Consider the following 13298-nt stretch of genomic DNA (forward strand, 5'->3'; position numbering starts at 1 on the left):
GAGTATCGGGAAATACTGTTGAATTGTGGTGGTCGCCCGCTCACAGCCGCTCAAGCTCCGCCATGATGTTCGCCCGTGCCGCCTCCTCCAGATCGGCGATGTGGAAGATCGCCGGAAGGTCGAGCAGCGAGCGCAGCACCGCGGCCCTGCCGGACCTGAAAGCGTCGTCGGGCACGAAGGCGTACTCCTCGCGCACGGCGGCCGCGTAGGCGGCGTAGACCTCCGGCACCGCGCCCAGGATCGCCAGGTCCGCGTCGGACAGCACGGCCCCGTCCGCGTCGCCCGGTGCGGGGGCGTGCGTGACGGTCAGCCTGACCAGCCGGGCGACCGTGGCCACCGCCTCGGGGGAGAGCCCCGTCTCCGGCAGCGCGCGCTCGGCCAGGATGGCGCTCCGCTCCTCGTTGTCGCCGCGCCGTGGGTCGTAGACGGCGTCGTGGAACCAGGCCGCCAGCCGTACCAGGTCCGGGTGCTCGGCATGAGAGGCCAGGGTGTCGATGTGGGTGAGCACGGCCTCCAGGTGGGTGACGGTGTGATACCTGCGGTGCGGCTCGTCGTACCGGGTGATCAGTTCACGGCCCAGGGGTTCGGCCTCGGGACCGGCCAGGGACCGCCAGCGGGCCATCAGCTTCTCGCGCATGAGGGCGAGCCTAGGACCTGGCCGGAAAGAAGGGTCCTCGGGTTCGATGCGGACGCACCCGCGGGAGGCGCTGATCGTCAAGGTTGGGGCAACGCACTCACCGGAGCGGGGTGGATCGCGGTTCGGGCCTTGCGCGCCGGGCGTCGCAGGAGGAACGTGAAGGTCTGAACCGGTGACATCGAGTCCCGTACGGGTCCGGAACCACGGAGGCCTGCGCTCGCGGGACCTGGAAGGACCTCAGGGAAGGGGTGGTCGGCATGGCCAGAAGATCACGTAAGGGCAAGGCCCGTAAGAAGAACAAGGCCAACCACGGCAAACGGCCGACCGCTCGCTAGCCGTACCGACCACAGAGGCCGAGCACACGGAGACGGGCGGTCACGCGCGGCGGCCCCAGGAGGCCAGCAGCCGGGCCTGCGCGTCGGTCTCGGAGGGCACCTTCCGGTGCTCTCCGGCCTGATGCTCCCCGACGGCGGCCTGCCGGTAACCGAAGCCCGCGTCGGCGAACCAGGTGGCGCAGGCGGTGACCAACTCCGGGTCGAGCCGCTCGTCGGCACCGATGGCGCGGGCCAGGTCCCAGGTGTGGATGAGGGCGTCGGCGAACAGTTCGGTGATGTACTCCCGGCCGGGCACGTCGCCGAAGGGCAGGTGGACGACGCGGTCGAGGACCCGGTGATCGATCGCCGCCTGGACGGCGGGCACGGCCGAGGTGTCGAACGCCTTGATGGGGTCGTCGCCGAGCAGGTCGCCCTCGAAGACGTCGCCGATCTCCGCGTGGGTCCGTCCGGCCAGCAGCTCGGGAGCCCACAGGTTCTCGCCGACCACGTGGTTGACGAGGGAGCGCACGTCCCAGTCGACGCACGGTGTCGGATTCTCCCACTGGTCGGGGCCGATGCGGTGGACGAGAGCGCCGAAGTCGTCCAGCGCGCGACGGTAAGCCTCGGGTACGTCGATGGTCATCATGCCCTCCCGATACCCTCCCGGGTTCTCTCCCGGCCCTCATCTTGACCGTAACCCCTGGCCCGCCAGTAGTCATCGCGTCAACGGACATGACCGGCACGTCCGGCGGCGCATCCGACCGGACCGCTTCATCTCCCGGTCATCTCGGCGTCAGGGAAGAGTCACGACATGGCGTGAGGATCTCTTCTATGCGCACCACGACCTTCACCCGAGCGGCCGTCGCCGCGGCCACCGGCCTGATCCTGCTGCCCGCGGCCGGGACCCCGGCCGCCGCCGAATCCGGCCCCCGAGGCGTCGAACTGACCTTCCTCGGCCGCCACGCCACCGGCACCGTCGCCGCCGGTGCCTCGGAGATCACCGCGTACGACGCCAAGACCCGCCGGGTGTTCGTCGTGAACGCGCAGGCCGGCACCGTTGACGTGCTCGACATCCGCGACCCGCGCAAGCCTCGCAAGGTCGCCACCCTGGCCACCCCCGGGGCCAACAGCGTCGCGGTACGCGACGGTCTGGTCGCCGTCGCCCAGCAGGCCGCGGTCAAGACCGACCCGGGCACCGTCGCCTTCTTCGACGCCCGGAGCGGGAAGAGGCTCAGGCAGGTGACCGTCGGCGCGCTGCCCGACATGGTGACCTTCACCCCCGACGGGCACCGGGTGGTCGTGGCCAACGAGGGCGAGCCGTCCTCCTACTGTGAGGGGGAGAAGGTCGACCCCGAGGGCTCGGTGAGCGTCGTCGATCTGAAGCGCTGGACGGTGCGGACCGCGGGGTTCCAGAGGTTCGACGCCGAGCGGCTGCGGGGCGATGGGGTGCGGATCACCGGTCCCGGGGCCACCGCCGCCCAGGACCTGGAACCCGAGTACGTCACCGTCGACGGTGACACCGCCTACGTCACCCTCCAGGAGAACAACGCGCTCGCGATCGTCGACCTGAAGCGGGTGGAGGTCCGCGACGTCGTCCCGCTGGGCCTGAAGGACTGGTCGAAGAGCGGTTTCGACGCCTCGGACAGGGACGGGAGGATCGACATCAGGCCCAGGCCGGTGAGGGGCCTCTACCAGCCCGACGGGATCGCGCACTTCCGCGACCGCGGACGCACCTACCTGGTCACCGCGAACGAGGGCGACGGGCGTGACTGGGGCTGCCACGCCGACGAGGTCAGGGTGAAGTCGCTGAACCTCGCGATGCCCGACGCGGAGAACCTCAAGAAGGACGGCGAGCTCGGCCGGCTGAACGTGGCCGTCGACTCGCCCAGGGACGCGAACGGCGCCTACACCGAGCTGCACGCGTTCGGCGCCCGTTCGATCTCGATCAGGTCCGCCTCCGGAGAGCTCGTCTGGGACTCCGGCGACGAGCTGGAGCGGCTCGTCGCCAAGGAACTGCCCGAGGCGTTCAACGCCGACAACGAGGCGAACGACTCCTTCGACAGCCGCAGCGACAACAAGGGCCCCGAACCCGAGGGGGTCACGGTCGGCGAGGTGCGCGGCCGCACCTACGCCTTCGCCGGGCTGGAGCGGATCGGCGGGGTCGTCGCCTACGACATCGACGACCCCCGGGCGCCGAGCCTGGCCGGATACGTCAACACCCGCGACCTCGCCGGCTCGGTCGCGGACGGCACCGCCGGGGACGTGGGACCCGAGGGTGTGCTGTTCATCCCCGCCTCCGACAGCCCGACCCGGCACGCGCTCCTGGTGGTGGGCAACGAGATCAGCGGTACCACCGCGATCTACGAGGTTCGCTGAGCCGCGCGGCCGCGAGGACACGCCGCACACCGACCGGCCTGTTCCCCCGCCGAGCACGTCACCGGCGCGGGAACAGGCCGGTGACGTCGCCGGCCTGACCCAACGGCCATGGGACCCGAGCAGGACCGGGAGTGATCCCGGCCCCGCACGGCGAAGCGGCGACCCACCCGAAGCGGGGCGGAGAGGAGATCAGCGCAGCCGCTGCTCGATCCAGACGATCTTGCCCTTCGGGGTGAGACGGGAGCCCCAGCGGTGGGCCAGCCAGTTGATGAGGTGCAGGCCGCGGCCGGTGTCGCTGGTGGTGGACGCCTCCCGCATCACCGGCTCGGACGCGGAGCTGTCGGACACCTCGCAGACCAGTGTGGGCCCGCGCAGCAGACGTAGCTCGACCTCGCCCTGGCCGTGTTCGACAGCGTTGGCGACCAGCTCGCTGACCATCAGCTCGGTGTTGTCGCACAGGGAGTCGAGTCCCCAGCCTCCGAGTGTGGCCCGGACGAAGCGGCGGGCCTGTGAGGCGGAGCGGCGGTCGGCGGGCAGCGACGTCTCGGCGAACTCCTTGTCCGTCAGCTCGGACACCCTGGCCAGCAGCAGGGCGATGTCGTCGCGCTCGTGCCCCGGCCGCTGGGCGCCGATCGTGAGGTCGCAGACCTCCTCCAGGTCCTGGTCCTGGCCGGAGAGCAGGCCGCGCAGCGCGCTGATGCCCTCCTCGATGTCCCGGTCGCGGCTCTCCACCAGGCCGTCGGTGTAGAAGGCGAGCACGCTGCCGTCGGGGAGCGTGAACTCCCGCATCTCGGCGGGTTCGTTGCCGATGCCCAGGGGCAGTCCCGGCGGCAGCTCCAGCAGTTCGGTCTCGCCGCCCGGCCGCACCAGAATCGGCGGAACGTGACCCGCGCAGGCTATCGCGCACCGCCGCGTGACCGGATCGTAGGTGGCGTACACGCACGTGGCGATCTGGCTGGCGTCCAGGTCCTGGCTCATCAGGTTGAGCCGGAACAGCACGTCGGCCGGGCTCAGGTCCAGGCTGGCCAGCGTGCGGGCGGCCGTGCGGAGCTGGCCCATGGTGGCGGCGGCCCTGATGCCGTGCCCCATCACGTCGCCGACGACGAGGGCGACCCGGCAGCCGGGCAGCGGGATCACGTCGTACCAGTCGCCGCCCACCCCGACCAGATCGCTGGCGGGCAGGTAGCGGGAGGCGATCGTCAGGCCCAGCGGCTGGGAGAGGTCGACGGGCAGCAGGCTGCTCTGCAGGGTCAGCGCGGTACGGCGCTCCCGGTTGTAGAGCCTGGAGTTGTCGAGGCACACCCCGGTCCTGGCCGCCAGTTCCTCGGCCAGGTTGACGTCCTGCTCGTCGAAGGGCTGGCTGGTGGGACGGCGGGTGAAGATGACGAAGCCGAGCACCCGGCCGCGCGCCTTCAGCGGCACCACCAGGAACGAGCTGTCCTCCAGCACCTTCGACACCGAGTCGCGCTTCCAGAAGCGTCCGATCTCCTCGGCGGTCCGGCGCCCCAGGCGGGGGTAGAGGATCGGGTTACCGGTGGCCATGCACCGGGCGTAGGGGGTCCACGACTCGTAGACGGCGACCTCGTCCACCGGGAACGCGGTGGCGTACACGCCCGGGGCGGGATCGGCCACGCCGACCGCGATCCGCCGTACCAGCGCCGAACCGTCGGTGGTCTGCTGGGGGAACTCCCCCTCGGTCACCAACCGGTCCTGTACCAGGATGCCGGCCGCGTCCGCGAAGCGCGGCACGGCGACGTCCATGAGTTCTCTGCCGGTCTCGAACATGTCCAGTGTGCTGCCGATGCGTTTGCTGGCCGCGTTGAGCAGGGACAGCTGCTCGTGCATGGATGCGGGACTACCCATCCTGAACCCTGGCGTCGCTGGGCCTTTGGTGACGAAACGGGACTTCACTCGCTCCACCGGGGTGCGGGAACCGGCGTCCACCAGGTTGCCAGTTCGAGATCTTCTGCGATGGCGTTGGCGCCGTTGTATCCGGGGGCCGCGGAGACCGAGCCGCCGGGGTGGCTGCTGGCGCCACAGAGATAGAGGCCGTCGATGGGGGTGCGGTACCGGCCCATCTCGGGGACCGGCCGGTTTCCGCCCAGCTGGGACGGTTCGTAAGCCCCCACGTGGTGGCTGCCGCGCACCATGTTGACGCAGTGCCGCTCGATGTCGAGCGGTGAGAAGACCCGCCTGCCGAGGACGGCGCCTCCCGCGAGGTTGGGGGCGTACTCGGCCCACTCGGCGAGCAGCCGCTCACCGACCTCCTCGCGCCGACGGTCCCAGTTCGCCGCGTCGCCACCGAGGTCGTACGGGGCCCATGGCCACCAGAAGGCCACGTGTTTACCGTCCGGCGCGTACGAGGGGTCGAACAGCGAGGGGCACGCGCCGTTGCCGGCCAGCCGGTCGGGTAGCTGCCCCCGATGGATCTGGTCGAAGGTGCGGCCGAGCTGCTCGCTGTCGTCGGCGCCGAGCACGACGAGGAAGGCCCGGTCCACGTCGGGCTCGAACTCGGCGGCCCGGTAGCGCGGCGCCTCGTCGAGTGCCAGGTGGAGGGTGACGAGGCTGTGTCCGGCCCACCGGTAGTCCTCGACCTTGGCCGCGATCTCCGGGCCGAAGTTCTCCGGGCCCGCCAGCCGGACGGTCTGCGGGGCGTCCACCGCGCTGGCCACGAACCGGCGGGCGGCGAGAACGTCGCCGCCTGCCAGCTCCACCCCGGTGGCCCGCCCGTCACCGACGAGGATCCGCTCGACATGGGCGCCGGTCACCACGGTGCCGCCGTGCTCCTCGATGACCGCGCGCAGCGCGCTCGCGACGTTCCCCGCACCGCCCACGGGCACACCGAGCCGGGCGATGCGCGACAGCAGCCGGGGGAAGAATCCGCCGGTGCCCGGCACGTCCTCGATGGAGATGGCGTGCAGGAAGGACTTGAACAGGACCCTGACCTGCTCGCTCTCGAAGTTCCTGTCGACGGCCTCGTACAGCGAGAGCGGCAGGTAGCTCAGCAGGTCGCGGCCCAGGTCGCCCTTGAGCCGCTCGGCGAGCACGGGGGGTGGTAACGGACTGGAGTACAGAAACCCGTTCATCAGGTCTCTGGCCGCCTCGGCGTAGCGCTCGTACAGCTCCAGCCAGCGCTCGGCGTCGGCCTTGGAGAACCGGGCGAAGGAGTCGGCGGTGCGTTTGGGGTCGGTGTAGACGGTGATCGCCCGGCCGTCCCGGAAGACCGTGGCGTGCTGGGTCTCGGGATAGACGTAGCTCAGGCCGTACCGCTGGAGTTCCAGGTCGGCGGGGACCGGGCCCTCCTCCAGGAAGTGGTAGCTGCTGTGGGTGTTGTGCCGGAACCCCGGGAGGGTGAGCTCCTGGGTGCTGCAACCACCGCCGACGACGTCGTTGCGCTCGACGACCGCGACCGACAGCCCCGCCTTCGCGAGGTAGGCGGCACACGTGAGGCCGTTGTGGCCCCCGCCCACGATGACGCCGTCGAACTCCGACACGTTCCCTCCAGGGCACTCTGACTGCTGGTATGGAGGATTGTAAAGAATGATCTATATGCGAACCCTGTGTTTAACAGAGATTCGTAGATATTTCCACATGGACTAGGACTTAGGGGCGCTTAGCCGACGAAGTGGCCACAGTAGGCCGCACCGGGAGCTCCCTGAGTTCCCGGTGCGCGCCGGGTCACAGGGAGGGCAGCCCGGCCAGGGCCGTGTCGATCCGGTCCTGCGGCAGCGAGAGATCCTCAAGCCGCCCCGACAGGTAGCGGTCGTAGCCGTCCAGGTCGAAGTGCCCGTGCCCGCACACCGCGGTCAGCAGGACCTTCTCCTCGCCCGTCTCCCTGCACCGCAGTGCCTCGGCGACGACCTCGGCCAGCGCGTGGGCCGCCTCTGGAGCGGGGACGACCCCCTCGGACCTGGCGAAGCGCGACCCCGCCTCGAAGCAGTCGTTCTGCTCCATGGCCACCGCCTCGAACATCCCCAGCTCGTACAGGTGCGACAGCAGCGGGGACATGCCGTGGTAGCGCAGCCCGCCCGCGTGGATGGGATCGGGGATGAAGCCGTGGCCCAGGGTGTGCATCTTCAGCAACGGGGTCAGCCCCGCGGCGTCGCCGAAGTCGTAGGCGTAGACGCCCCTGGTGAGAGACGGGCAGGCCGCCGGTTCGACCGCCCGGATCACCGGGGCCATCCGCCCGGCCAGCTTCTCCCGCAGGAACGGGAAGGCCAGCCCGGCGAAGTTGGAGCCGCCTCCGGTGCACCCCACGACCATGTCGGGGGCCTCGCCGAACGCGGCCATCTGCTCGATCGCCTCCTCGCCGATCACCGTCTGGTGCAGCAGCACATGGTTCAGCAGGCTGCCCAGCGCGTACCGGGTGCCAGGTTCGGCCCTCGCGGTCTCGACGGCCTCGCTGATCGCGATGCCGAGGCTGCCCGGTGAGTCGGGATCGTGGGCCAGTGCCTCGGCGCCGTACGCCGTCAGCGGGGACGGGCTCGGGTGCACGGTCGCGCCGTAGGCCCGCATCAGGCTCCTGCGGCCGGGTTTCCCGTCGTACGAGGCGCGGACCATCCACACCTCGCACTCCAGGCCGTACTGCGCGCAGGCGAACGCCAGTGCCGAGCCCCACTGGCCAGCCCCGGTCTCCGTGACCAGTTTCCCGACCCCCTGGCGCGCGTTGTAGTAGGCCTGCGGGACGGCGGTGTTCGGCTTGTGCGAGCCGGAGGGGGAGCCGCCCTCGTACTTGTAGTAGATCCTCGCGGGGGTGCCAAGGGCACGTTCGAGCCTGCGTGCCCGGATCAGCGGGGTGGGCCGCCAGAGCCGGTAGACGTCGCGGACGCTCGCCGGGATCAGGACGAACCGTTCGGCGCTCGCCTCCTGGTCGATCAGCTCCACCGGGAACAGTGGCATGAGATCGTCCGGCTCGACGGGCCGCGAGGTGGCCGGATGCAGGATCGGTGGTGGCGGGACCGGGAGGTCGGCCACGATGTTGTACCAGTTGTGGGGGATACGGGACTCGTCGAGCAGGATTCGGGTGGCTTCGGTCATCGGGTGCCTCCACGTGTCGGATCCACTCAGTGCCGTTCTCGTCACCCACCGTAGTTCAGCTCGCGCGCGGCGTCCCGGTTCCTCGCGACACCCGCCGCCACCGAGGCCGCGACGGTCCGACCGGTTTCCGGACCGGCACGCGAGTGGCACGGCCTGAGGGCCCCTGTGCGGACGCACGCGCCCCGCCCGCCGGAGGCGTTCGGTTGAAGCCAGGCGAGTTTTCAGACCTGAGCGAGCGGGTCGGCGCGATGTGAGGCGTTCCGAAGGAGCCACCTAGCGGCTGGGCCCGCCGGCCGAAGCGTGGTTGTCTGGGATTGCCAGGCGAACCGGCCGACCAGAAGCTTGAAGATCGTTAAGCTGTGTCGGGCAAGTAGGCCAGGTACGGCTGCAGCGCTTGTGAAGGAGTCGCTAATGATCACCGACCCGACGCTCACCTGGATCGGCCAGGGGGTGGAGTTGCATCACCACCGAGGTCAGCGTGAAGCCGCTCGCGAGTTGTTCGCGCAGATCTGGGACAGCATCGGAGGCGAGCAAGGCGACCCGCTGCATGTCTGTGTCCTCGCCCACTCGATGGCCGATGTGCAGGACGACGTGCACCAGGAGCTGATGTGGGACCTGCGGGCGCTTGCCGCCGCCGATCTGGTCACCGATGAGCGGGCGGGTCAAGCCGGGGTGACGCTTTCAGTGGCCGGCCTGTATCCGTCGTTGCACCTCAATGTGAGCGAGTGCTATCGCAAGCTGGGCGATCTCGGCCGCGCCCGTGAGCACCTCCAGCGGGCGCGGGCCGAGATCGGCGCACTTGGCGACGACGAGTACGGGCAGCTCATCAAGGGTGGCCTGGAGCGGCTGGCCGAACAGTTGGATGACGCCACCTGACCGCGCCCCGGCGAATTCCCCGCACCAGCTGTTGATCTTTTTTCGTGGTCACCACTCGGAGAGACAGAGCGGCCTGACGGCAGGGCCCCCGCAGGTTCGGCAACATCCGTGAGCTTCCTTCCGGGCGCTTCCAAGCGCGCTGCAAAGGGTCGGACGGGCGTTCGCCTGGCGCTCCGGACACTTCCACTGTTCCGCATCGGGCACGCCTCCGCGCGGGCGGCGCCCGTCTACCGGCGCGCGAGTCGAGACCGGGACAAAGTCATCGCGGCGGCGCCGGGCGGGGCGCTGACGGTGGCGCGGGAAAAAGAAAAAAGAAAGTCGGTGGCACACAGCTGGCACGGAAGATCGGTGCGGGTGCGTGAAACCCAAAAGGCCAGGTCAACCATATGTCGGTTGACCTGGCCTTTTTGCCATTCTGAGCGGACGACGGGAATCGAACCCGCGTAGCCAGTTTGGAAGACTGGGGCTCTACCATTGAGCTACGTCCGCGCGAAGCGGCTTCAGTCTGGTCTAGACTTCATCCGTTCGTCAGGGCGTAAGCGTACCGGAGTTCCGGAGCGTGCGCGTACTCGACCTACCGGGGTGTGGCGCAGTTTGGTAGCGCACCTGCTTTGGGAGCAGGGGGCCGCAGGTTCAAATCCTGTCACCCCGACGCATGCCGGGCATCGGTTCCGACCGATGCCCGGTTTCTCGTCGTACGGGGTGCGAGTTCCCGGTCACGCGAGACAGGCAGGGCGCATGCGCGCGATGTCTGGAAGGCCGCCTCGCGGCGCGGGAGCGCGGTGAACGTCAGCGGTGGGCGCTGAAGAGGGCCCAGACGGCCTTGCCGCCGCAGTTGAGGTAGTCCCAGCCCCAGCCCTGGCTGTAGGTCTCCACGATGTAGAGACCTCGGCCGTTCTCCGAGATGAAGTCCGGCTCCTTGGGGGTCGGAACCTCGTTGCTGGGGTCCATCACGGCCAGGAGCACGTGGGGCGAGAGACGCAGCAGGACGAGCGTGATCGGGGTGATCCCCGGCTGGCCGGGCGGGCACAGCGCGTAACGGACCGCGTTGGTGACGAGTTCCGAAACCACTAGCGCTGCGTCATCGCTGAGTTCCGCCAGCCCCCAGTCGCGAAGCGTCGAGCGTGTCACATCCCGGGCGGTCTTCACCGAGTCGGCCTGACTGGGCAGAGGGCACGCGGTGGCGTCGGACTGGTTGGCCTCGAGCAGCTCGTCAAAGCTCACCTCGCGGGTCGCCTGCAGGTAGTCGGCAGCCGATTTTGGCTCCTCCACCATCCTGCCGGTACCTCCCGCTGTCATCGTGAGTCTCCGTACCACGTGAGAGTTTTCAGAGCTTGTGCACCATAAGCCCAATATGCACTAAGCCATCATGGGTCACCGGAACGTCTGCTGCAAGACCCAAATGCACGTGCAGTTGCAATGTGCAGCAGCATGGATGGTTGGGGCGGCGACTTGGCGAATTGGGCAGTGACTTGAGACCTTGTCATAGCGGCCGGAAGTAGTGACACTGTGTGCGCTGGCCCAAGTAGAGAGGGAGGCGAAGTGGCGCAGGTTCAACCGGGATCGGGTCCCACAGCTCTGCGTATCCTCTTAGGCTCCCAACTGCGTCGTCTGCGCGAGGCCAAGGGGCTCTCGCGAGAGGAGGCAGGCCATCTGATCCGCGGATCCGAATCCAAGATCAGTAGGATGGAGCTCGGCCGGGTTGGCCTGAGAGAGCGCGATGTGGCGGATCTACTCACCTTCTACGGGGTGGAGGACGACCGCGCCCGGTCGGCGATCATGGATCTGCTGCTCAGAGCCAACGAACCCGGCTGGTGGCATCGGTTCAACGACCTGCTGCCCTCATGGTTTCAGACGTACGTCGGCCTGGAGGAGGCAGCCTCCCGGATCCGTACGTACGAGGTGCAGTTCGTGCCGGGCCTGCTGCAGACGAAGGAGTACGCCAGGGCGGTCATCACCGCGGGGAGCGCCGGCATAGCGCCCGACGAGATCACCCGCCGGGTCGATCTGCGGATGGAGCGCCAGCAGGTGCTCAGGCGGCCCGACGGCCCGTTCTTCTGGGCCGTCATCGACGAGGCCGCGCTGCGACGTCCCATCGGTGGTGCGGACGTCATGCGGGCACAGCTGGAGCACCTGCTCGACCTCATGCGGCAGCCGAACATCACGATCCAGGTGATGCCCTTCAGCTTCGGCGGCCACAGCGCGGAGGGCGGTGCCTTCAGTGTGCTCCGCTTCAACGACAGCGAGCTCCCGGACGTGGTCTACGTCGAGCAGCTGGCCAGCGCCCTCTACCTGGACAAGCGCGAGGACGTCGACCGCTACAGCGAGGTCATGGAGCGACTGTGCGCGGTCAGCACCACCCCCGGTGAGACGAACGACATCCTGCGGCGGATCATCAAAGAGGACTGAGCGGCCATTGGTCGCTCCATGGTGTCGCTCTGCTCTAGACTGGCCTGCGGCGCTGAACACCCGCCGCAGTGGAGCGTGCCCTAATCTCGCACGTCTCGATGGCTGTGCCAGGTGCCACTCATGTGGGCGCGGCGCGAGAGCTTGCCGCGATAGCCGCTACGACTTGGCGCGCCCGCGATCACTCGAAGTTTGATCAAGGAGACGACCCCGTGAAGACCGCTGTGGAGGAGCTCAGCCCGACCCGGGTAAGGCTTACCGTCGAGGTGCCGTTCGAGGAGCTCGGGGAGAGCCTGCAGGCGGCGTACAAGAAGGTCGCGCAGCAGGTGCGCGTCCCCGGATTCCGCCCCGGCAAGGTTCCGGCCCGCATCATCGAGCAGCGCTTCGGCCGCGCGGTGGTGCTGGAGGAGACCCTCAATGACGCGGTGCCCAAGCTGTACGGCCAGGCCGTCGACGAGAGTGAGATCTTCCCGGTCAGCCAGCCGGAGATCGAGGTCACCAAGATCGAGGACGGCCAGCAGGTCGAGTTCACCGCCGAGGTGGACATCCGCCCCGAGTTCGACGTCCCCGACTACCAGGGCCTCGAGGTGACCGTTCCGGTCTCCGAGGTCTCCGACTCCGACGTCGACACCCAGCTGGACGGCCTGCGCCAGCGTTTCGCCACGCTGACCGGCGTCGAGCGCGCCGCTGCCGCCGGCGACTTCGTCGTCATGGACCTGGCCGCCTCGATCGACGGTGTCAACATCGAGGAGCAGCAGGCCAACGACGTCTCCTACGAGGTCGGTGCCGGTTCGGTGCTGCAGGGCCTGGACGACGCTCTGGTCGGCCTGTCCGCCGGTGACACCAAGGAGTTCACCACCAACCTGGTCGGCGGCGAGAACGCCGGCGAGGAGGCCGTGGTCACCATCACCGTCAAGAGCGTCAAGGAGAAGGTCCTCCCCGAGCTTGACGACGAGTTCGCCCAGCTCGCCAGCGAGTTCGACACCCTTGACGAGCTCAAGGCGAGCATCAGCGAGCAGGCCCGCCGCAACAAGCTGATCGAGCAGGTCGTCCAGGCCCGCGAGAACGCGCTCGACGCCCTGCTCGGCAAGATCGACATTCCGCTGCCGGAGAGTGCGCTCAAGGCCGAGGTCGACAACCGCAAGCACAACCTTGAGCACCAGATCGCCGAGAGTGGCCTGAGCAAGGAGGCGTTCTTCCGCCTCTACCAGACCACCGAGGAGGAGCGCCTCGCCGAGTTCGACGAGAGCGCCGCCAAGGCACTCAAGACGGGCTTCGTCCTCGACAAGATCGTCAAGAGCGAGGAGCTCGGCGTCAGCGAGCAGGAGCTGACCAACTTCGTGGTGCGCCGCGCCATGCAGATGAACGTCGCGCCCAACACGCTGGCCCAGCACCTGGCCGACAACGACCAGCTCACGCTGGCCATGGTCGAGATCGTCCGTGACAAGGCCAAGAGCGTCATCGGCGATGCCGCGAAGGTGACCGACGAGGCGGGCAACGAGGTCGACCTCAAGGCCATCTACACCGAGATCAACGGTGCGGAGGCCGAGGAGACCGAGGAGGCCGCCGAGGCTTCGGAGGCCCCCGAGGCTGACGCCGCGAAGTAGCCCTAGGCAGAAGCGAGGGGTGCCCGGCGGGCGCCCCGGACGCCC

Annotated in this window: 11 protein-coding genes and 2 tRNA genes; 6 read left to right on the forward strand and 7 right to left on the reverse strand. The window is 68.9% G+C overall.

What is annotated here, in order from left to right:
• Positions 1-40: 40 nt before the first annotated feature.
• Complete coding sequence (locus tag ACFQVD_RS43645) at positions 41-637, reverse strand: HD domain-containing protein (protein WP_343983305.1); 597 nt, start codon at positions 635-637, stop codon at positions 41-43.
• Between the two features lie 257 nt (positions 638-894).
• Here ACFQVD_RS43645 and ACFQVD_RS43650 point away from each other — a divergent pair, with 257 nt between their 5' ends.
• Positions 895-972 (forward strand): 50S ribosomal protein bL37, encoded by a 78-nt coding sequence (locus tag ACFQVD_RS43650; RefSeq protein WP_386274461.1) that lies wholly within the window; start codon positions 895-897, stop codon positions 970-972.
• 40 nt (positions 973-1012) lie between these two features.
• Here ACFQVD_RS43650 and ACFQVD_RS43655 read toward each other — a convergent pair whose 3' ends face one another.
• Positions 1013-1597, reverse strand: a complete 585-nt coding sequence (locus tag ACFQVD_RS43655) for a TIGR03086 family metal-binding protein (RefSeq protein ID WP_386368839.1) — start codon at positions 1595-1597, stop codon at positions 1013-1015.
• Positions 1598-1782: 185 nt separating this feature from the next.
• On the opposite strand from ACFQVD_RS43655, the gene ACFQVD_RS43660 reads away from it, so the two are divergent.
• Positions 1783-3327 carry a choice-of-anchor I family protein gene (locus ACFQVD_RS43660; protein WP_343983299.1) on the forward strand — a complete coding sequence of 515 codons (1545 nt, stop codon included), beginning with the start codon at positions 1783-1785 and terminating at the stop codon, positions 3325-3327.
• Positions 3328-3516: 189 nt separating this feature from the next.
• Here ACFQVD_RS43660 and ACFQVD_RS43665 read toward each other — a convergent pair whose 3' ends face one another.
• The 3 genes from ACFQVD_RS43665 to ACFQVD_RS43675 form a co-directional block, all read right to left on the reverse strand.
• Positions 3517-5172: an ATP-binding SpoIIE family protein phosphatase gene (locus ACFQVD_RS43665; protein ID WP_343983296.1), complete on the reverse strand. Its 1656-nt coding sequence runs from the start codon at positions 5170-5172 to the stop codon at positions 3517-3519.
• Between the two features lie 62 nt (positions 5173-5234).
• Positions 5235-6821, reverse strand: a complete 1587-nt coding sequence (locus tag ACFQVD_RS43670) for a phytoene desaturase family protein (protein WP_343983293.1) — start codon at positions 6819-6821, stop codon at positions 5235-5237.
• Between the two features lie 184 nt (positions 6822-7005).
• On the reverse strand, positions 7006-8364 hold the full coding sequence (locus tag ACFQVD_RS43675; protein WP_343983290.1) for a TrpB-like pyridoxal phosphate-dependent enzyme: 1359 nt from the start codon (positions 8362-8364) through the stop codon (positions 7006-7008).
• Positions 8365-8775: 411 nt separating this feature from the next.
• On the opposite strand from ACFQVD_RS43675, the gene ACFQVD_RS43680 reads away from it, so the two are divergent.
• The gene (locus tag ACFQVD_RS43680; protein ID WP_343983287.1) at positions 8776-9240 is read left to right on the forward strand and encodes a hypothetical protein; all 465 of its coding nucleotides are present in this window, start codon (positions 8776-8778) and stop codon (positions 9238-9240) included.
• Positions 9241-9658: 418 nt separating this feature from the next.
• On the opposite strand, the gene ACFQVD_RS43685 is transcribed toward ACFQVD_RS43680, so the two are convergent.
• Positions 9659-9729: transfer RNA gene (locus ACFQVD_RS43685), tRNA-Gly, on the reverse strand.
• An 89-nt stretch (positions 9730-9818) separates the two neighbouring features.
• Here ACFQVD_RS43685 and ACFQVD_RS43690 point away from each other — a divergent pair.
• A tRNA-Pro gene (locus ACFQVD_RS43690) sits at positions 9819-9892 on the forward strand.
• A gap of 137 nt (positions 9893-10029) precedes the next feature.
• Here ACFQVD_RS43690 and ACFQVD_RS43695 read toward each other — a convergent pair.
• Positions 10030-10539 carry an ATP-binding protein gene (locus ACFQVD_RS43695; protein ID WP_245651726.1) on the reverse strand — a complete coding sequence of 170 codons (510 nt, stop codon included), beginning with the start codon at positions 10537-10539 and terminating at the stop codon, positions 10030-10032.
• A 243-nt stretch (positions 10540-10782) separates the two neighbouring features.
• On the opposite strand from ACFQVD_RS43695, the gene ACFQVD_RS43700 reads away from it, so the two are divergent.
• Positions 10783-11649 carry a helix-turn-helix domain-containing protein gene (locus tag ACFQVD_RS43700; protein WP_030917746.1) on the forward strand — a complete coding sequence of 289 codons (867 nt, stop codon included), beginning with the start codon at positions 10783-10785 and terminating at the stop codon, positions 11647-11649.
• Positions 11650-11858: 209 nt separating this feature from the next.
• Positions 11859-13253, forward strand: coding sequence for a trigger factor (tig, locus tag ACFQVD_RS43705; RefSeq protein ID WP_343983278.1), 1395 nt, complete (start codon positions 11859-11861; stop codon positions 13251-13253).
• Positions 13254-13298: the final 45 nt, after the last annotated feature.

It is taken from the genome of Streptosporangium amethystogenes subsp. fukuiense, from assembly GCF_042665875.1.
Classification (GTDB): domain Bacteria; phylum Actinomycetota; class Actinomycetes; order Streptosporangiales; family Streptosporangiaceae; genus Streptosporangium; species Streptosporangium fukuiense.

Coding starts and splice junctions, on each gene's coding strand:
- ACFQVD_RS43680 (WP_343983287.1), top strand. CDS start 8,776: ATGATCACCGACCCGACGCTCACCTGGATCGGCCAGGGGGTGGAGTTG.
- ACFQVD_RS43645 (WP_343983305.1), bottom strand. CDS start 637: ATGCGCGAGAAGCTGATGGCCCGCTGGCGGTCCCTGGCCGGTCCCGAG.
- ACFQVD_RS43655 (WP_386368839.1), bottom strand. CDS start 1,597: ATGATGACCATCGACGTACCCGAGGCTTACCGTCGCGCGCTGGACGAC.
- ACFQVD_RS43675 (WP_343983290.1), bottom strand. CDS start 8,364: ATGACCGAAGCCACCCGAATCCTGCTCGACGAGTCCCGTATCCCCCAC.
- ACFQVD_RS43650 (WP_386274461.1), top strand. CDS start 895: ATGGCCAGAAGATCACGTAAGGGCAAGGCCCGTAAGAAGAACAAGGCC.
- ACFQVD_RS43695 (WP_245651726.1), bottom strand. CDS start 10,539: ATGACAGCGGGAGGTACCGGCAGGATGGTGGAGGAGCCAAAATCGGCT.
- ACFQVD_RS43665 (WP_343983296.1), bottom strand. CDS start 5,172: ATGCACGAGCAGCTGTCCCTGCTCAACGCGGCCAGCAAACGCATCGGC.
- ACFQVD_RS43660 (WP_343983299.1), top strand. CDS start 1,783: ATGCGCACCACGACCTTCACCCGAGCGGCCGTCGCCGCGGCCACCGGC.